The organism is Microcoleus sp. S1D4 (assembly GCF_036700765.1).
Lineage (GTDB): Bacteria > Cyanobacteriota > Cyanobacteriia > Cyanobacteriales > Microcoleaceae > Microcoleus.
Genome location: NZ_JAUBPP010000023.1, coordinates 1 through 16,907 on the forward strand (window position 1 = coordinate 1; position 16,907 = coordinate 16,907).

Below are 16,907 nucleotides of genomic sequence, written 5' to 3' on the forward strand. Positions count from 1 at the left end.
ATTGGTTATTGGTTATTGGTTATTGGTTATTGGTTATTGGTTATTGGTTATTGGTTATTGGTTATTGGTTATTGGTTGTTAATTGTTAACAAGAGCTAATAATTACTGCCAACTGCCAACTGCCAACTACCAACTACCAACTGCCAACTACCAACTGCCAACAACCAACTGCCCTCAAACGTGCTACAACAGTTATGGTCTTCACCGGTCAATTCAATGGCTGCAATTACTTTCGATCGCAATCCCCGTGTCCTGCTAGTAGAAACAGACGAAGTTCTCGCCGGACACTTGAGTCTCGACTTAAAATCTTCAGGCTACGAACCGGTAATAGCTTCAAATACCGCCGCCGGCCAACATTTAGCCCGTGAATTGCAGCCAGCTTTGATTGTAATCGATCGCATACTCGGCCCTGAGTCGGGACTGTCGCTGTGTTCTCACCTCCGAAGCAGCGGCAATCGGGTACCGGTGTTATTATTGATCGGTCGTGATACAGTTGACGATCGCGTGGCTTGTCTGGAAGCAGGGGCGGACGATTATTTTCTCAAACCTTACCGCACTGACGAGTTTTTGCACTTGGTACGCTTGTATTTGCAGCCGGAACGCCCCAGCAGCGAACAGTTGAGGTTTGGCGATTTAGTTTTGGATTTGGCTTCTAGGCGCGCCCTCCGCAACGGACGGACGATCGACCTGACGATGAAAGAATTTGAGCTGCTAAAGTATTTGATGGAACATCCCCGCGAGGTTTTGACTCGGGAACAAATTCTAGAGAATGTTTGGGGTTACGACTTTCTGGGCGAGTCGAATGTGATAGAAGTTTACATCCGCTATCTGCGGCTCAAGATTGAAGATGAAGGCGAAAAACGCTTGATTCAGACGGTGCGGGGTGTTGGCTACGTGATGCGTGAAGCTTGAAGCAGTCATTAGTCATCAGTCATTAGTCAGTTGTCAGTTGACAGTTGTCAGTTGTCAGTTGTCATCACTCAACGCAGTCAACAGTCAACAGTCAACAATATAAAATCATTATGAGTTATTTCGCTACTTTCCTAAATATTGGGGTAATTATATTTTTGCTGGGATGTTCGCCGGCTTTACCTGTCGCGGATGCTGGTGTTACTGGCATTTTAGCCTCGCAGTCTCCGACGGCGACAACATCGGGTCAAGTGCTGCCTATTTCTGCTAGAGCTCGGATAGCCGATCGCCAGATCGAACTCGAAGTCGCTAAAACATCGGAACAACAGGCTATGGGTTTAATGTACAGAACTTCTCTGGCCGATGACAGAGGAATGCTGTTTGAGTTTAAACCGGCGCGGTGGGTCAATTTTTGGATGAAAAATTGCCAGATTTCTCTGGATATGATTTTTCTGCAGGATGGAGTAGTCACAGCTATCGCAGCCGAGGCGCCTCCCTGTACAGCCGAGCCTTGTCCTACCTACGGGCCTGATACTCCTGTCGATCGAGTGATCGAACTTCGTGGCGGGCGGGCTGCTGAACTCGGTGTCAAAGTGGGCGATCGGATTGAAATCGAGTTTTTCAAGTAATAATTATCACCCGTCATAGCGTTTCCGGTTGCATCGGAATAATCAAATCTAGTCAACAGTCAACACTCAACCATTCAGTTTTTTGACCAGTCAACAGTCAACAATCAACAGTCAACAGTCAACAGTCAACAATCAACAATCAACAATCAACAGTCAACAGTCAACAGTCAACAGTCAACAGTCATGTATGAGCTCAACCGGAATTGATATCACTCTCCGTTCAGATCCGGCTGAGTTCGGCTTTGTATAACCAGCAAAAATTTATAAACTTTACAAAAATTTACAAAATTTGTTAGATTATTAATGTAAGATTCAGCACAAATAGGAAAAGATTTGCTACGATGTCAATCTCAGTCAGTCTAGACTTGAGCTTGTTTGTGGAAGCTGTAGATTGTGCGTCGCAGGTCTTACAATATTTTTAGAAAAGCAATCCCAAATGCTTTTAGTAATGGGATAGAGAGCTGCGTAGTTCAGCCGAGGCGGGTTAATCTGCTCGAAGTGAGAGCGAAAGGGGAGGGACTCAACGCCTCCCGTGTCATGTAATAAATGACTATACTTTTACAAGCTATGAGACGAGTCAGCGACTCGTTATCAATCCTGAGAGACGGTGGTGGTCTCCAAGACCTCGATCGCGAAAGGCAATTTTCTGGAACTTCAGGCGATCGACCTCAATCTACTAAACCTATCTGAAGTAAGATGCGACGCGCTAAATTAATTGGCAAAGTTGATCTCAGGTAGCAGATTCGGGTTAGAGCAAAATATCTGACCAATATTGCGGCAGTAAATTTGCGGATTCTGCATTTTCGCAGATGAAGCTAGACTCTGAACCTAGTTTATTAGTTTTCAGTAGCAGAATTTATTTCCGATTCGTGCTTCACAGATGCCGAGGTATTCAGTTTAGGTTTTGATCGCGATCTATTGAGCGTTCGGGCTATCCGCAAAAGTACAAAATCTTTTGGTTTTTGGGAAAGATTGGCTTTCAACTCCCACCCAGCACTAAGTTTCACATTTTCAACAACCGCTAATACTGTTAAAACAGCTAAGCCACGGTTAAAAGACAGATTTAAAACTGGCTTATTACTAATCACAAACATCAGGTTCACATCAGAAAATGGTGTCCTATACTTGGAGGCAAAATGACATGGCACCCGCTACTTACACTAAATTAATTCGATTTTTACAAGAAGATTTGGCGATTTCTCCCGCTTCAATAGCCGTAGCCGAACGTCGTGGCGACAAACAGCGGCAGCGCGACAAAGACCCGAATTCGTTGCCGATGGTTCTGTGGCAGTACGGTTTAGTCACTCTCGACCAGTTGGATAAAATCTTTGATTGGTTGGCGCAAGCATATTAAAAGGATTTTAGATTTTAGATAATAAAATCCCAAATCCAAAATCCTTTAATAACTTAGATTAAGATTCTGCCAAAAGTTTCGCAGCAGCGGCAACGCCGGCACCAGGAGTATAGCCTTCATGGCCCAATTCTTGCAATACGACTTCCAAGGCGGAAATAGCTGCTAGAATATCGCGATCGCACACAAAGCCCAAATGACCGATTCGGAAGATTTTACCTTTCAAATGGTCTTGTCCATCGGCTAGAGCAATATCAAATCTCTTTCTCATCAAAGTCCGCACTTTTTGAGCATCTACAGATTCAGGCGGCATCACCGAAGTAATCGCAGGGCTGGCTGCACCGTCAGCCGCGAACAACGGCAAACCTAAAGCTTTTACAGCAGCGCGAGTAGTTGTCATCAACCGTTTGTGCCGCGCGAAAACGTTTTCTAACCCTTCGGCTTTCATCATCTGCAATGTTACTTGCAGTCCAAAAAACATATTGACCGGCGGAGTAAAAGGAGTGGTATTTTTGGCAGCGTCTTTGCTATATTTGCCCAAATCCAAATAATAGCGGGGCAGCGTCGCAGTTTTGTAAGCTTTCCAAGCTTTCGGACTAACAGCCACAAAACCTAAACCTGGGGGAATCATGTAAGCTTTCTGAGAACCAGAAGCAATCACGTCAATTCCCCAAGCGTCCATCGGTACGTTGGCAGCACCTAAACTGGTGACAGCATCGACCATGATTAAAGCTTCGCCGTGGGCTTTGACGTGGCGGTTGATGGTTTCGAGGTCGTTGAGAACGCCCGTGGAGGTTTCCGAGTGGGTGATGATGACAGCTTTGATTTGCTTTTCTGTATCAGCTTCCAGTTTTTCGCGGAAATTTTCGGGGTCTAATTGTTGGCCCCACTCGGCTTTGATGATTTCGACATTTAAACCGTAGGCTTCTGCGACTTCGGCCCAGCGTTCGCCAAATTTACCGTTGGTGCCGACCAAAACTCGATCGCCCGCACTCAAGAAATTAATTATCCCAGCTTCCATCGCGCCGGTACCAGAAACCGTTAAACTCAGCACGTCACTTTTGGTTTGGTGCAGCCATTTGAGGTTTTCGGTACATTCTGCAAAAATCGCGTCAAATTCCTTGCTGCGGTGGCCCATCGGGTGTTTTGCCATCGCTAACAATGCCGCTTCAGGTACCGGCGTCGGGCCGGGAATCATCAGCATTAATTTGTTGTCCATAATTCTGTCCTAACTTTTTCTGTGGGAGTTAATAGAATAAATCAAAAATTGAAACTTTAAAGTCTGCACTCTAAGTTTTTTAACTTTTAATTTTTAACTCCCGTAGAGTTAGTTTCATTTAGAGACCAGCGATATTCTACCGCTAAGTTCGATCGCTCGCAGCTTTGTTCTAATTGCTTTTGAATCGCCAGGGCTTTGCGGAGTGTAATAATAAGTTGGTGAACTTGTTGCTGCTGCGGCGATTGTGGACTAACAGCCAACATTGTTTTGCGTTCTAACAATTGAAGTAGCAATTCATAATGAATGTACGAAGGCAGGGGAATTGGCTCCATGAAAGCTAAAATACCTCAGCGAACAGACACCCCATTACAATTGCATGGGGCATCGCAGGTGGACATTAGATGCCTGATTTTTTATCGGTTTGCTAGCCGTACAAAAACCCCAGCTTTGCCGATCAAATTTTCGGGGGCTGGGTGCGTTGGCAGCGCTAAATTTTGCGATCGACTAACCAGAGCGAATAGATTTAATTGGTTTTTTGCCAGCTATTTCTATGAAATATAGCTGCGAATGCTAATTTTTCATAAATTAAGCGATTGAGTCGATACAGGCCAGAAATGCTGATTATTTACATACTTAATCATTTTCTATCAGAATTCAGGGGTGTTTGTCAAGCGGTCTGGCCTTTTAGGTTTGCGGATGAGCCTTGGCTAGGGAAGCTAAAGCAGCGCCCGGATCCGGCTGTTTGACTAGGGACTCGCCGATGAGGACGGCTTGGACTCCGGCGCTGGCCACTCGGTTGAGGTCGTCTGCTGTGTGGATTCCTGACTCGCTGACGGTGAGGATGTTTTTTGCTTGGATGTCGGTTTGGCGATCGGCTAATAGTTGACCGGTGGTTTCTAGGCTGACGGAAAAGTTTTCTAGGTTGCGGTTGTTGATGCCGATTAATTCGACACCTTGTAGGGTTAATACTCGATCGAGTTCTTCGAGAGTGTGAACTTCGATTAAAGCAGTCATGCCCAATGTCTTGACAATTTTTACAAAGTATTGTAAGTCTTTGTCAGATAGAATGCTGGCAATTAACAATACAGCATCTGCGCCGTGAATGCGGGCGAGATAGATTTGGTAGGGATAGATAATAAACTCTTTGCAAAGTAGTGGCAATTCGACGGCGGCACGGATTTTAGCGAGGTTGTCGAAGCTACCTTGAAAGAACTTTTCATCGGTGAGTACGGAGATGCAGCTAGCGCCGTTTTGTTCGTATGCTTGGGCGATCGCCACGGGGTCGAAATCTTCACGAATTACGCCTTTGCTAGGGGAAGCTTTTTTGACTTCGGCGATGATGGCGGGTGTGGTTTTACCGTTTTTGAGCGCGCCGAGGAAGTCGCGGATGGGGGGCGCAAAGGGGAGTCTTTTGTGAAGTTCGGCTAGCGGGGTGCGATCGCGCTTTTGGGCCACTTCTGCCTCTTTTTGCCAGACGATTTCTTCGAGGATGTGGCGGGGTTCGGAGTCGGGTACGGCGATTTCGTAGCTGAGGTAGAGTACGGAGACTGAGGTGCTGGGGGGACGGCGGCGGATTGGAAGCATGATAGGGGGGATTAAGGGCGATCGCGACAAGTTTCAACTTATTATATAATGGTTGCAGTGAATCCTCCAGGCTCAGAGTGCTAATGCGTGTCAGCTAAAGATATTTATCACAATACAGTTAAGCGTGCCCTACAAAAGGATGGCTGGACAATTACTCACGATCCATTTCCCATGCAAATTGGTCGCAAGCGTTTATCTGCCGACTTGGGTGCAGAGCGTCTAATTAATGCGGAAAAAGGAACCGAAAAAATTGTTGTTGAGGTCAAGAGTTTTGTAGGGCGATCGGATGTAAAAGATTTGGAACAAGCTTTGGGACAGTACGTTCTTTACCGCCAAGTGCTTAATGAAATGCAGATAAATAGAAATTTATATCTGGCTATTTCTGAGGAAGTTTTTAATAGCGTATTTACCATAGAATTAGGGCAAGTATTATTGAAAAATAATCTTGTTAAACTGCTTGTTTTTGATAAAAAAAGTGAGGCAATACTTCAATGGATACCCGATTGAGATACCAAGAAATCATCAAAACCATACTTCGGGAACACGCTAACTTTCGCAATACTATACCTGACGGCTATCAGTCTCAAATTTTATTTGATGATGAACGAGGAGGCTACTTAGTCTTGGATATTGGTTGGAATGAGAACAAGTACCTTCACGCTACACCAATTCACATCAATTTAATTGGCGATAAAATCTGGATTCAATATGATGATACGGAAGAAGGAGTGGCTACCGATTTACTAGCAGCAGGTGTTCCTAAAGAAGATATTGTACTCGGTTTTAGACATCCTCAAGTGCGGCAATATACTGAATTCGGAACTGGTTTGAGTGGTAAAGATGAAGGAATTGTTGCTGAATCTGCTGTTGTGCGATCGGCCTAAGTCGATAAATTATTCGGCGATTGAAATCGCGTCTAAACAAACGAAGTCCGCCTGCGCTGACTACAGAGATATGAAAGATTGTAATTAATTAAATATAAACAAACTCGGATTGACATCAAAAAACTTTCCCAAAGCCTCAGCTTGTTTTTTGGTAATTTCTAGCTGGTTATTAATGATTTGAGTTACTATCTCAAGTGTGTCCATAATTTCTACTAAATCCGCTGGCTCTAGATTTCTAGCATCCATCAAATGAAGAAGTCTTGAGTGGGGCGTTGAAGCATTTATTTGATAATGCGTTTCTTCAAAATCTTCAATTAGTTTGACTAATAGTTCTAGGAGGGTATCTTCTTCGGGGGTTAGATTGTTCCGAGAAAGCAAGCTTTCAACTATTTCTAAAAATATTTCGTTTTCATCTTCATTTTTGATAATGCGAGGTTGATATTGAGATAGCAAGCTGCTGTACCTGTCGGAGTCAAAAGTAAGGGTCATTTTTCCAGTTGTTTCTGTCATATTCTGCATGAGTCAAAATGTACTTAATATAAACAATCTGCTTTTGATAGTTAAGACTTACAATTAAGCGATATTTATTTCCTTTGACATTGAAAATTGTAAAATTTCCAACTGCTTCAGCTTGAGGATAAATGGTTTGAACTTCAATAAGTTTATTGCAGTTGGCTTGACTAGCAATTTTGTACCAATCATCGAGGGCTTCGCAGGAATCAGCATGATTTTGGCAGTAGTCTCTTAATTTTTTGCGACTGATAACGTGCATTTAGCGATCGTTCAGATGTTTTGCAGATACCTAATTCTATCAGATTTAAGTGCGATCGGCTAAAACCCCAATTTTACTAAAAGGGCGATCGGGCTTCTTGTTCTATGTTGGGGAATAGTTCGTTTTGACATACTCTTTTAGTATCGGTGCAAGGGTAAAAAATGTGCGTGAAGCGTAGCTATCCCGTAGGGAATCGTCCTTCTGGATTTTTTCAATTAATGAACGCCGTCCCAAGGATTGCATAACTTTCAAAAATTGCGATCGGGATAATCGCATATTCTCTGGCACTTTTGAGATGGAAACTGGCGCGGTTTCACTAGCTAGCCATGACATTACCTGTTTTTCTGACTCGGATAAGCGATTAAATGGCTGATGCAGTAAAGATTCTAAATCACCTAAAAATAGTGGCTCGTCAGATAAAAATTCTGATAGGCTGCCGTCAAATAAATCTTGAATCATTGTAGCAACTATTTTTAACCACAAGGGATTGCCTCTGTATAGTTCAATTAGTTCTGACCATTTTTCATGTTCCGCTAAACCTTTTTCTCTGAGGATTTCCCCCGCTTCACCACCTAAACCATTCAGTTGTAACGATCGCACTGGTTGGTTTTTGCCTTCTAATACGGCAATTTCTCTGGGTGTTTCCCAACTAAGCAACACTAAGCAACTGTTATGAGATAATTCTGCTACTTGTCGAAATAGCGTGCCGTAATCTTCGTATCCAATTTGGTAATTGCCAGCGAGTTGTCCGCTGCTATTTACCATTTGTACGTCATCGAGTATCAGCAGACAGCGGTATTTTTGCAAGTATTCCAGTAGGGGCAATCCCCCTGCGATCGTCCCATCCTCTGGCGCGGATACGGGGGCACCGCCCCTACAGAATAATTGAATTATATTTGTTTGAAGTATTGACAGGGGTGGAGATGTGGCGAGACTTCGCCAGATGACGAAATCAAATTCATGTTTGATTTGTTGGACAAGTTGTGCGGCGAGTGCGGTTTTGCCAATGCCGACTATGCCGTGTATGGCGAGTAGGCGGGTGTTTTCGTGGAGAATCCACTGTTTGAGGGTGGTGAGAGAGGTGGTGCGATCGTAGCAAATGCCAGATTTAGGCATTTCAGCTAAGAATTGACGCAATTTTGGTTCATTGTTGCCTTTGTTTAGAGGTTCTTCATCAATTGGTGAGTTGGGGACTTTTGGGGAATGTGAATTATTTTCACAGAAGTTGACTTCACCAATTTGTACAATATCTTTATTGAAGTTCCAGAAATTTGAGAATTTTACTTGCTCCAATCTGACTCTAAAATTTCCTTTATTGACTTCTTCGCCTAATACTTCTGATAGTAGCTTCCATAATGCAGAGGCAATATCTTTAATGTGACCTTCACTACAGTGAGATTCATCGGCTATTTTTGAGTATTTCTGACCTTGTAAAGTTCCCCGCAGTATCACTTCTTGCAGATTGTCTAAGTGTTTTCCCGTATTGATAAAAACTAGGTCGTCGGCAAGTTTTAAGACTTCTTGAACGTCCATAGGTCGGGTTAATGCTGGGGTTTTGCTTATTATATCCTACTCGATCCGACTTTTTCCGACCCGATCGAGTTTGTCCAGCTTTTTCTGGGGTGGGTAAATGGCAAATGATATAAAAATGCCTACTTTTTCCGATTTTTTCCGACTGGACAAGACTGAGATTTTAGAGTCACAATCATATTTAAGAGGCACTATTATAGCTTTACCATAGGAAAAAAATGACTACACAAGCATTATCCCTCCCCCAAGCAAACTTAGAAATGGTTCTCTGGCAAGTAGATGCCGATTCAATGAGTAGTAGCGATCTGTATGTCTGGTTAAATGATATCGGCTTGCCCCACGAAGTCACCATCAGATTGCACGAGTTGGCTAGCTACACGAAAAAATCTGGTAACAAAGTGTTTGCTGTAGGGAAAATTATTCTGCTCAAAATTATCGAGTTTGTCAAAGCACATCCTAATTTAGCTACGGGCATTGCTCTAGGAGTTGCTGTGGGACTATTGGTACGTTCAGTACCAGTTATCGGCCCAGTGTTAGCGCCATTGGCCGCAGTGCTAGGTATAACTGTTGGTGCGATCGCTGGACATAGACTAGATCAAGGCTACCGTCAAGTAGATGGCATAGTTGGAGTAACACAAGAGTTTATTCAAATCGCCCGATTATTTTTTCAACTACTGATTGATGTTTTCACTGAAGTTTTTCGCAACGTTATCACTGCTTAAATAAGAAAATTTGAAACAATCACGAGGCTTAATATGTCAGCAAATAAAACCCTAACTAAGGAGCAAATCCTTAAAGCGATCGAGCAATTGGAAAAAAATCCAGATGATAAACTCGGAATTTTAGCTGATGTTGGGGTTGGTGTGGTAGGTGCTGGTGCTGCTGGTGCTGCTGTTGCGGCTTTCGGCGGTCAAGCCATATTTTTTGGGCTAATAGCGGTTGCACCCCCAGTAGGATTGGTTGTTGGCGGTGCAGCATTAGGTGCAGCAGCTCTCGTTGGAGCAAAGAGGATCATCGATGGCAATTTCAACGAAGGGAAAAAAAAAGCAATGCTCGACCAGTTAAAAGAACAGCTAAAAGAGGTTGAAAAAGAAGAAAGAGCATCTAAGGTTGGAGAGAGTGACAAGACAAAATTTATGGTTTCCTTGAAAGAACCAGTTAGGCTTAATCTAATTACCCCTCAAAGGGCTCAGGATTTAATGAGGGCTGTCGAAAGTGGTCAAATACCTATCACAGAGGCAATTAAGATGGTTCAGGCTATAGTTGAAGCAGCTAAACCCCAGTAGTCTTTTAAATCCACGACCTGAGAATGCTAAGCATAGGCTATGTTGTTCTGGTATTTCTGATAATTAACTTAGCTGCTGAAAAAGCGATCGCCCTTATATGATTGAAGTGCGATCGCTCTTTTTTCGAGTATCACTAATTCTGTTTCTCCAACACCATAGGAGATTTTTACCGCTTTGACAACCATTCATCAGACAAGCTATACTCAGTAGAAAAAAATTGGAGATCGGTTTTTGGTATAATCAAAGAATCGCGATCGCACACAACCCAATGGAATCTATTGAATGCAGTAACTTTGACAAATCACAAAATTTGGGATGAAATTGCTAAAATCTTAGAACCTATTCATATAAATCACCTCGTCACCCAACATTTAGAATCCTGTAATTACAAAATAAGAGGTTACTGGGATAGCAATAATAAGTTCTATGAATAAATAGCTTTTATTCATCCAATCTATGCTGAATTGATCGATCGCCCGATCGGCACAAACATTATCAACAATCATCCGACTTCTGACTGGATTAAGCTTAAATTTTTACTCAAAGCAGATTTATCTGCTAGCGAAAACAACCTAGTTAGCGATGATGACGATGAGGAAATTGGCGAACTAACTCTGATTTTAGATACGAATCAGACAGTTATTGATGAAAACTGGCTAATTGATGTCGAATCTCCTTTTGTTGTTGCCAAAAGTCAGCCGGATTTGCAGCAGACAAGCTAGTTTGCTAATATGTCTGATTTGACATATAATCTAAAAAAACCTAAAATATAGATGGTAGATTCGGAAAGCAAACCCCTTGTCTGGCTTAGTCGGGAAGTAAAAACACCGCCTTTTTCTACTGAGGCGCGTATTCAAGCCGGATTTTTCCTGCGAAAGCTACAGGATGGCGAAAGCCTATCCATGCCTTTCTCTCGCCCTATGCCAAGCATCGGAGCTCATTGTCACGAGATCCGTCTAGCCGATTCAGGGACAAGCAAGGATTGGCGCATCATTTATCGAATAGACGTAGATGCTATCATTATACTCGATGTCTTTAACAAAACCACGAACAAAACACCGGATTTTATCATTGAAAAATGTAAAAAACGGTTGAAACAATACGACCAAATTTGAATTGATATCAGGAAGGTATTTTTATGGACACAGCTAAACGCCAACGCCTACAAGCAGCGGGATGGACTATCGGAACAGCAGAGGAATTTCTAGGACTTTCAGCAGAAGAAACAGCCTTCATAGAAATGAAACTTGCACTGAGTAAAGCCATCAAACAAAACCGGATTAACCAACAGATGACGCAGCACGAACTTGCTCAAAGAATTAAGTCCAGCCAATCAAGAGTTGCTAAAATAGAAGCTGGCGATCCTTCCGCTTCCCTCGATCTCCTGATTCGCACCTTGCTTACCTTTGGTGCTACACGCCAAGACATAGCTGACGTGATTCTTAACAGCGGTTCCTCACAAATATCTCATCTTAACTGAATTACTAAAAGTACGCACCAGCGTTCGCTTTCGCGTTCCCCTAGGGTAGCTATCCCGTCGGGAATTGCACTTTAACTTAAACCTTAACCGCCGCCCATCTACCAGCGCCCCAACCAAGATAGCAGGCATTCAGGGCGCTCCACTTCGGCAAATTCCTAACCTTTGGTAGATGCCGATTCCATCGCTTAGGCATAGAATCTGACTTGACCTATTGACTAAAACTCTTGTGAATACAACAGAAAAAATCACCGATGTTTGGAGTAAAGTCCAGGCAATGGCCAATGATTTCCTGATTTTATTACCAAATATTGTACTGGCACTGATTGTTTTCGCAATTTTCTGTTTTATTGGCCAAACCCTGAAACGAACGGTCAGAAAACTAACCAGCGCTCACCGTCAAGCTCGCAATTTAGGATTAGTGCTGGGACGATTAGCACAAGGAGCAACCGTTCTTACAGGATTGTTTATTGCTCTGTCGGTTGTCATTCCCTCCATCAAAGCCAGCGATCTTATTCAGCTATTGGGAATTAGTGGTGTGGCGATCGGGTTTGCGTTTCGCGATATCCTGCAAAATTTTCTGGCGGGTGTTTTGATCCTGCTGACTGAACCTTTCCACATTGATGATCAAATTGTATTCAAAGACTTTGAGGGAACTGTAGAAAATATTCAAACGCGGGCGACGATAATAAAAACCTATGATGGTAGACGGATTGTAATTCCCAACTCGGAACTATTTACTAACTCTGTAATCGTGAACACAGCCTTTGAAAATCGCCGTTTGCAGTATGACATCGGCATTGGCTATAGCGATGATATTGATACTGCAAAACAATTAATTTTAGAGGCAATTCATGAAGTAGATGGAGTGCTGAAAGATCCGGCTCCCGATGCGATCGTCGTAGAATTAGCTGGTAGCAGTGTTAACATTCGGGCCCGCTGGTGGGTGCAGCCACCTCGCCGTGCCGAACTCTTAGATTTTCAAGACCGCGTATTAACTAACATTAAAAACAAGCTAGTAGCAAATGGGATCGATCTGCCCTTCCCAACTCAGCAGATTTTGTTCCACGATCAGACAGAAGACACAGATGGCGATCGCAAACGTCAGCGCGAAGGCTGGCCCGCCGGACAAGCTGAAGTTCCCAAATCGCGCAGTATCAGCCGCGCCCTCAGACAACTGGCCGCAACAGAGTTTCAACGCACTAAATCTGAGGATGGCAAAGTAATTTCCAACAACAAACATACTGAGGGGAAAGATCGGTGAAAAATACGAAATTGAGCAACTTGTGGGAGTCCTTGAATTCGAGTTTCTGGTTTGTTCCCAGCGTCATGGTTTTTTTGGCGATCGCACTTTCGTTTGTCACCATTGGGATTGACCAAAATCAAAAAACCAAGCTGATTGGAGAATTGGGTTGGGCCTATACTCTAGGCCCGAGCGGCTCGCGCGCGATTCTTTCGGCGATCGCCAGTTCAATGATGAGCGTTGCTACCACAGCTTTTTCAATTACAATCGTTGCCCTTCAACTTGCATCTTCGCAGTTTGGCCCTCGCTTGCTGCGTAACTTTATGCAAGATAAGGGCAACCAAATTGTGCTGGGAACGTTCATTTCCACATTTGTATATAGCTTGATGGTGCTGCGAACGATCAACGGGTTAGATGAACATGAGTTTGTCCCCCACCTAGCAGTAACTTGTGGCATTGGTTTGGCGATCGCCAGCATTGGCGTATTGATTTATTTCATTCATCATTCTGCCTTATCAATTCAGGTCGATCATGTGATTAAATTAGTTGGTGAGGAACTTGATAATGCGATCGATCGACTGTTTCCAGAAAGTATGGGAACCAGTAAAGCTAACAACAAGCAGCAAGACAATCCATCGGACATTTCCGCCGATCTTCCAGCTAATTTTGAGCAAGATGCCCGTCCAGTTTCAACAAAGAATGGTGGCTACATTCAAGCCATTAATAATGACCAACTAATGCAAATTGCTAGCGAGCATAACCTGCTGTTACAAATTCAACAGCGTCCCGGTCGCTTTACTGTCGAAGGAAGTGAACTTGTACAAGTCTTTCCTGGAAAACAGGTAAACGAGGAACTTACATCCAAGATTAACGGTGCTTTTCTGATTGGATCGCAGCGCACGGAGCGGCAGGATGTAGAGTTTTCGATCGACCAACTCGTTGAGATTGCAGTACGCGCTCTTTCCCCAGGAATCAACGATCCATTTACGGCTATCCGCTGTATTGACCAACTGAGTGCGGCTCTTTGTCGTTTAACCCAAAGAGAAATTCCCTCTCCCTACCGCTACGACGACAGCAACCAGCTTCGGATGATTGCAGAACCCATCGCCTTTACTGACGTGATCGATGCAGCCTTTAACCAAATTCGACAGAATGGAAAATCGAATGTAGCTGTCACGATGCGGTTGCTAGAGGCGATCGCGGTTGTGGCCCGTTTCACCGATCGAACCACACACCGAAAAGCACTCAGGCGACACGCCGATCAGACTGAACGCGCCAGCCAGCAGGCAAATTTCGATGAATTAGATCGCAAAGACATTCAAGAGCGATATTTAGCAGCATTGAAAGCTATAGACCAGGATTGAGGACTACCGGAAGTTTCAATATTTCCACTACTGAATTAGTTAAGCTGTTGTGTATAGCATTTCGAGCTCTCATATGAGGTAATTTCGGGCATAGGGCATAGGGGATAGGGCATAGGGCATAGGGCATACCTCACAACGCGATCGAACCGCTATATATAAATTCTATGTCAAATAACAATTCCCCGTCTTGTGGGGTGGGCTTTGAGCAACGCCCTGAACATACAATTTAAATGTCCGACAGTTGACAACAAATATGATCGTTAACGAGAAACTTAAGAACATATTGATAGAATTACGATCGCACTTCGAGAAAATCTACGACAGCCGCCTTGTCACAATGGTACTTTACGGTTCCCAAGCGCGAGGCGATGCACATCCAGACTCAGATATAGATGTGTTAGTAGTTCTTAAAGGGCAAGTCAATCCCGGCGAAGAAATTAAAAGAACCAGCCACATTAGAGCCGATTTGTCGCTCCAAAATGATGAAGTAATTAGCTGTCTGTTTATGGACGAACAGCGATTTACACACTACAACGGGCCTTTATTGAGGAATATTCGTAAAGAGGGAATAGCTTTATGAAACCCGAACAATTAGACTTACTTCTGAAAGCTCGTCAAAGTTTATCGGCGGCAAGGCTATTACTCAATAATGGTTTCCCAGATTATGCAGCATCCCGCGCTTATTATGCCATGTTTTATATTGCTGAGGCATTTTTAGATGGCGAAGGAATGTCATTTTCGAGTCATGCCGCAGTCATTGGAGCTTTTGGCCGAGAATTTGCCCGTACAGGAAGAGTTCCTGTTGAGTTTCACAGATTCTTAATCGATGCTCAAGATTTGCGAAATAGTGGGGATTACGGGGGACTTGATACTGTAACTGTCGAACAAGCTGCGGAGCAAATTAACTGTGGTGAGCAATTTCTCGAATTAGCCCAAAATGCGATCGGCACTCTACCGCCGCCATAAAATAAGATATCCAGATACCCGACTTCTTGAAAAAATCGGGTATCTAAAAATAGTCCTGGACGCGCGGGGCCAGAAACCGGGTTTTTTACGAAAATCTTTCGTTCTAACCCGCAGCTCAGGTAAAAAACCCGGTTTCTTTGGCGCAGTGCATAAGTCCTGTCAAACAAGAACACCGCCCCTACAGATTAATGACTACCCGCTCCAGCCGCCCGCTTGAAAGCCTCATCCAGCACTTCCGAAAGCGTCGGGTGCGTGTGAACTCGGAACGCTAAAGTGTTGACAGAATCGCGCTGGGCGATCGCATTTGCGGCCTCCTGAATCAAATCCGAAGCGTGCAAACCAAAAATGTGAACTCCCAACAATTCCCCAGTATCTTTCCGGTAAATCACCTTAGCCATACCGTCGGTTTCACCCTCCGCAATAGCCTTAGAATTTCCCTTAAAATAACTCTTGACAGAAGCGACCTCAAACCCTTCAGCTTTTCCTAACTCTTTCGCCGCAGGTTCAGTCATTCCCACATAGCTAATTTCCGGGTGAGTAAACGCCGCCGCCGGGATGCTCAAATAGTCAACTTCCCTGGCGCGCCCGCAAATATTTTCCACAGCCGCAATTCCCTGGGCCGATGCAGCGTGCGCTAACATCATTTTGCCATTAACATCGCCGATCGCCCACAAATTCGCGATCGGTTCTCCCGCCGCCAAAACCTGCATCTTATCGTTAACGGGGATATAACCGCGCATCGTTTCCACGCCAAGAGTTTCTAACCCCAAATTCTTGCTCACCGGAACTCGCCCCGTTGCTACCAAACAAGCGTCAACTTCCAAAACGTCGACAACTTCCTTCGTTTTGAAATCAGCTAATTCAATAATTACCGGGGAACCGGGAATAATCTTCTTAGCCAACAATCCCACTTTTGTTTCAATATCGCGGGGTGTAATTAACACTCGTTCGGCCAATTTAGCAATATCTGGGTCAAAAGTCGGCATCAATTGATCTAGAGCTTCAATCATCGTAATTTCGCAGCCTAATGCTGTGTAAATATCCGAAAACTCTAAACCGATGTAACCGCTACCAATAATTGCGATCCACTTTGGTAATGATTCCAATCTGACAGCATCATCGCTGGTAAATACAGTTTTGCCGTCAATTTCTATCCCTGGGGGAACGAAAGGAATCGAACCGGGAGCGAGAATAATATCCTTGGCGGTAATCGTTTTCTCGCCTTTATCTGTTTCGACGGTAATTTTTTGAGCGGCGGCAATTTTGCCCCAACCTTGGATGATATCGACATTCAAGCGTTTGAGGCTGTTGATTAAGTCGCCGCGAAGTTTGCTAACAATAGTGTTAGCGTGATTGGCGATCGCCCCGCGATCGAAATCCACGTTTCCCAACTGAATACCCAACATCTTGAGGTGGTGGGCATTTCGCAAATCCCGCACCCGCCCGGAAGCCGCCAACAGCGCCTTGGAGGGAATGCAGCCGCGATTGACGCAAGTTCCGCCCATATCGCCCGCTTCGATAATTGCCACTTTCAGCCCGCAGCTAACCGCGTGTATGGCCGCGCCGTGTCCGCCCACGCCAGCGCCGATAATTGCTAAATCGTAATCAAATCCCTGAGTCACCTTAAAATCTCCTAATGCCTTTGAAATCTTAGGACTCAAGCAAAAAACACCCTCTGTCCGTCATTTTAAGC

Annotated in this window: 22 protein-coding genes and 1 pseudogene; 16 read left to right on the forward strand and 7 right to left on the reverse strand. The window is 44.1% G+C overall.

All coding sequences use genetic code 11. The features are described from left to right. Positions 1-216 precede the first annotated feature (216 nt). The 5 genes and pseudogenes from nblR (at position 217) to QT998_RS21205 (ending at position 2,892) form a co-directional block, all read left to right on the forward strand. A complete protein-coding gene (nblR, locus tag QT998_RS21185) occupies positions 217-912 on the forward strand; it encodes a response regulator transcription factor NblR (RefSeq protein WP_194012185.1) in 696 nt (231 codons plus the stop codon). Between the two features lie 110 nt (positions 913-1,022). Further along, positions 1,023-1,538 (forward strand): DUF192 domain-containing protein, encoded by a 516-nt coding sequence (locus QT998_RS21190; RefSeq protein WP_333090958.1) that lies wholly within the window; start codon positions 1,023-1,025, stop codon positions 1,536-1,538. A gap of 405 nt (positions 1,539-1,943) precedes the next feature. Next, positions 1,944-2,081, forward strand: a pseudogene (locus QT998_RS21195) (RNA-guided endonuclease TnpB family protein); the annotation flags it as partial. 3 nt (positions 2,082-2,084) lie between these two features. Further along, entirely contained in the window at positions 2,085-2,228 is a 144-nt protein-coding gene (locus tag QT998_RS21200; protein ID WP_333090957.1) for a hypothetical protein, read from the forward strand. 451 nt (positions 2,229-2,679) lie between these two features. After that, complete coding sequence (locus QT998_RS21205) at positions 2,680-2,892, forward strand: DUF2949 domain-containing protein (RefSeq protein ID WP_194012183.1); 213 nt, start codon at positions 2,680-2,682, stop codon at positions 2,890-2,892. 58 nt (positions 2,893-2,950) lie between these two features. Here QT998_RS21205 and QT998_RS21210 read toward each other — a convergent pair whose 3' ends face one another. The 3 genes from QT998_RS21210 to trpC all read right to left on the reverse strand — a co-directional run bounded on the left by QT998_RS21210 (position 2,951) and on the right by trpC (position 5,692). Next, a complete protein-coding gene (locus QT998_RS21210) occupies positions 2,951-4,108 on the reverse strand; it encodes a pyridoxal-phosphate-dependent aminotransferase family protein (RefSeq protein ID WP_194070099.1) in 1,158 nt (385 codons plus the stop codon). An 86-nt stretch (positions 4,109-4,194) separates the two neighbouring features. After that, on the reverse strand, positions 4,195-4,440 hold the full coding sequence (locus QT998_RS21215) for a DUF5340 domain-containing protein (RefSeq protein WP_333117648.1): 246 nt from the start codon (positions 4,438-4,440) through the stop codon (positions 4,195-4,197). A 352-nt stretch (positions 4,441-4,792) separates the two neighbouring features. Beyond that, a complete protein-coding gene (gene trpC / locus QT998_RS21220; protein WP_333117650.1) occupies positions 4,793-5,692 on the reverse strand; it encodes an indole-3-glycerol phosphate synthase TrpC in 900 nt (299 codons plus the stop codon). An 87-nt stretch (positions 5,693-5,779) separates the two neighbouring features. Here trpC and QT998_RS21225 point away from each other — a divergent pair, with 87 nt between their 5' ends. Both QT998_RS21225 and QT998_RS21230 read left to right on the forward strand, forming a co-directional pair. Next, on the forward strand, positions 5,780-6,199 hold the full coding sequence (locus tag QT998_RS21225; protein WP_333117652.1) for an element excision factor XisH family protein: 420 nt from the start codon (positions 5,780-5,782) through the stop codon (positions 6,197-6,199). Then, the gene (locus tag QT998_RS21230) at positions 6,184-6,576 is read left to right on the forward strand and encodes a XisI protein (protein WP_106333600.1); all 393 of its coding nucleotides are present in this window, start codon (positions 6,184-6,186) and stop codon (positions 6,574-6,576) included. The genes QT998_RS21225 and QT998_RS21230 overlap by 16 nt, the downstream gene beginning before the upstream one ends. 84 nt (positions 6,577-6,660) lie before the next feature. On the opposite strand, the gene QT998_RS21235 is transcribed toward QT998_RS21230, so the two are convergent. From QT998_RS21235 to QT998_RS21245, 3 genes are all read right to left on the reverse strand, one after another. After that, entirely contained in the window at positions 6,661-7,086 is a 426-nt protein-coding gene (locus tag QT998_RS21235; RefSeq protein WP_333090949.1) for a helix-turn-helix domain-containing protein, read from the reverse strand. Further along, positions 7,049-7,348, reverse strand: coding sequence for a type II toxin-antitoxin system HigB family toxin (locus tag QT998_RS21240; RefSeq protein ID WP_333090948.1), 300 nt, complete (start codon positions 7,346-7,348; stop codon positions 7,049-7,051). Before QT998_RS21240 ends, QT998_RS21235 begins: the two co-directional genes overlap by 38 nt. Positions 7,349-7,450: 102 nt before the next feature. Next, positions 7,451-8,881 (reverse strand): NB-ARC domain-containing protein, encoded by a 1,431-nt coding sequence (locus QT998_RS21245; protein ID WP_333090947.1) that lies wholly within the window; start codon positions 8,879-8,881, stop codon positions 7,451-7,453. A gap of 215 nt (positions 8,882-9,096) precedes the next feature. Between QT998_RS21245 and QT998_RS21250 the strand changes: the two genes are divergently transcribed. From QT998_RS21250 to QT998_RS21290, 9 genes are all read left to right on the forward strand, one after another. Then, positions 9,097-9,600 carry a hypothetical protein gene (locus QT998_RS21250; protein ID WP_333117655.1) on the forward strand — a complete coding sequence of 168 codons (504 nt, stop codon included), beginning with the start codon at positions 9,097-9,099 and terminating at the stop codon, positions 9,598-9,600. 87 nt (positions 9,601-9,687) lie between these two features. Beyond that, a complete protein-coding gene (locus tag QT998_RS21255; RefSeq protein WP_333117657.1) occupies positions 9,688-10,164 on the forward strand; it encodes a hypothetical protein in 477 nt (158 codons plus the stop codon). Positions 10,165-10,628: 464 nt separating this feature from the next. After that, positions 10,629-10,886 carry a hypothetical protein gene (locus QT998_RS21260; protein WP_333117659.1) on the forward strand — a complete coding sequence of 86 codons (258 nt, stop codon included), beginning with the start codon at positions 10,629-10,631 and terminating at the stop codon, positions 10,884-10,886. 51 nt (positions 10,887-10,937) lie between these two features. Continuing rightward, on the forward strand, positions 10,938-11,279 hold the full coding sequence (locus tag QT998_RS21265; protein ID WP_333117660.1) for a type II toxin-antitoxin system RelE/ParE family toxin: 342 nt from the start codon (positions 10,938-10,940) through the stop codon (positions 11,277-11,279). 23 nt (positions 11,280-11,302) lie between these two features. Continuing rightward, on the forward strand, positions 11,303-11,644 hold the full coding sequence (locus QT998_RS21270; protein WP_194070083.1) for a helix-turn-helix transcriptional regulator: 342 nt from the start codon (positions 11,303-11,305) through the stop codon (positions 11,642-11,644). 226 nt (positions 11,645-11,870) lie between these two features. Continuing rightward, positions 11,871-12,905, forward strand: a complete 1,035-nt coding sequence (locus QT998_RS21275; protein ID WP_333117662.1) for a mechanosensitive ion channel family protein — start codon at positions 11,871-11,873, stop codon at positions 12,903-12,905. Beyond that, positions 12,902-14,248, forward strand: a complete 1,347-nt coding sequence (locus QT998_RS21280; RefSeq protein ID WP_333117663.1) for a DUF2254 domain-containing protein — start codon at positions 12,902-12,904, stop codon at positions 14,246-14,248. Before QT998_RS21275 ends, QT998_RS21280 begins: the two co-directional genes overlap by 4 nt. A 253-nt stretch (positions 14,249-14,501) precedes the next feature. After that, positions 14,502-14,828 carry a nucleotidyltransferase domain-containing protein gene (locus QT998_RS21285; protein ID WP_333090941.1) on the forward strand — a complete coding sequence of 109 codons (327 nt, stop codon included), beginning with the start codon at positions 14,502-14,504 and terminating at the stop codon, positions 14,826-14,828. Continuing rightward, on the forward strand, positions 14,825-15,214 hold the full coding sequence (locus tag QT998_RS21290) for a HEPN domain-containing protein (protein WP_333090940.1): 390 nt from the start codon (positions 14,825-14,827) through the stop codon (positions 15,212-15,214). Before QT998_RS21285 ends, QT998_RS21290 begins: the two co-directional genes overlap by 4 nt. 185 nt (positions 15,215-15,399) lie before the next feature. Here the strand turns inward: QT998_RS21290 and lpdA are convergent, their stop codons facing one another. Beyond that, positions 15,400-16,836, reverse strand: coding sequence for a dihydrolipoyl dehydrogenase (gene lpdA, locus QT998_RS21295; protein WP_333117664.1), 1,437 nt, complete (start codon positions 16,834-16,836; stop codon positions 15,400-15,402). Positions 16,837-16,907: the final 71 nt, after the last annotated feature.

What these genes read in the sequence shown, in the direction of transcription:
- nblR (WP_194012185.1), top strand. Translation starts at nt 217, where the DNA reads ATGGCTGCAATTACTTTCGATCGCAATCCCCGTGTCCTGCTAGTAGAA.
- QT998_RS21190 (WP_333090958.1), top strand. Translation starts at nt 1,023, where the DNA reads ATGAGTTATTTCGCTACTTTCCTAAATATTGGGGTAATTATATTTTTG.
- QT998_RS21200 (WP_333090957.1), top strand. Translation starts at nt 2,085, where the DNA reads ATGACTATACTTTTACAAGCTATGAGACGAGTCAGCGACTCGTTATCA.
- QT998_RS21205 (WP_194012183.1), top strand. Translation starts at nt 2,680, where the DNA reads ATGGCACCCGCTACTTACACTAAATTAATTCGATTTTTACAAGAAGAT.
- QT998_RS21210 (WP_194070099.1), bottom strand. Translation starts at nt 4,108, where the DNA reads ATGGACAACAAATTAATGCTGATGATTCCCGGCCCGACGCCGGTACCT.
- QT998_RS21215 (WP_333117648.1), bottom strand. Translation starts at nt 4,440, where the DNA reads ATGGAGCCAATTCCCCTGCCTTCGTACATTCATTATGAATTGCTACTT.
- trpC (WP_333117650.1), bottom strand. Translation starts at nt 5,692, where the DNA reads ATGCTTCCAATCCGCCGCCGTCCCCCCAGCACCTCAGTCTCCGTACTC.
- QT998_RS21230 (WP_106333600.1), top strand. Translation starts at nt 6,184, where the DNA reads ATGGATACCCGATTGAGATACCAAGAAATCATCAAAACCATACTTCGG.
- QT998_RS21235 (WP_333090949.1), bottom strand. Translation starts at nt 7,086, where the DNA reads ATGACAGAAACAACTGGAAAAATGACCCTTACTTTTGACTCCGACAGG.
- QT998_RS21240 (WP_333090948.1), bottom strand. Translation starts at nt 7,348, where the DNA reads ATGCACGTTATCAGTCGCAAAAAATTAAGAGACTACTGCCAAAATCAT.
- QT998_RS21245 (WP_333090947.1), bottom strand. Translation starts at nt 8,881, where the DNA reads ATGGACGTTCAAGAAGTCTTAAAACTTGCCGACGACCTAGTTTTTATC.
- QT998_RS21250 (WP_333117655.1), top strand. Translation starts at nt 9,097, where the DNA reads ATGACTACACAAGCATTATCCCTCCCCCAAGCAAACTTAGAAATGGTT.
- QT998_RS21265 (WP_333117660.1), top strand. Translation starts at nt 10,938, where the DNA reads ATGGTAGATTCGGAAAGCAAACCCCTTGTCTGGCTTAGTCGGGAAGTA.
- QT998_RS21270 (WP_194070083.1), top strand. Translation starts at nt 11,303, where the DNA reads ATGGACACAGCTAAACGCCAACGCCTACAAGCAGCGGGATGGACTATC.
- QT998_RS21285 (WP_333090941.1), top strand. Translation starts at nt 14,502, where the DNA reads ATGATCGTTAACGAGAAACTTAAGAACATATTGATAGAATTACGATCG.
- QT998_RS21290 (WP_333090940.1), top strand. Translation starts at nt 14,825, where the DNA reads ATGAAACCCGAACAATTAGACTTACTTCTGAAAGCTCGTCAAAGTTTA.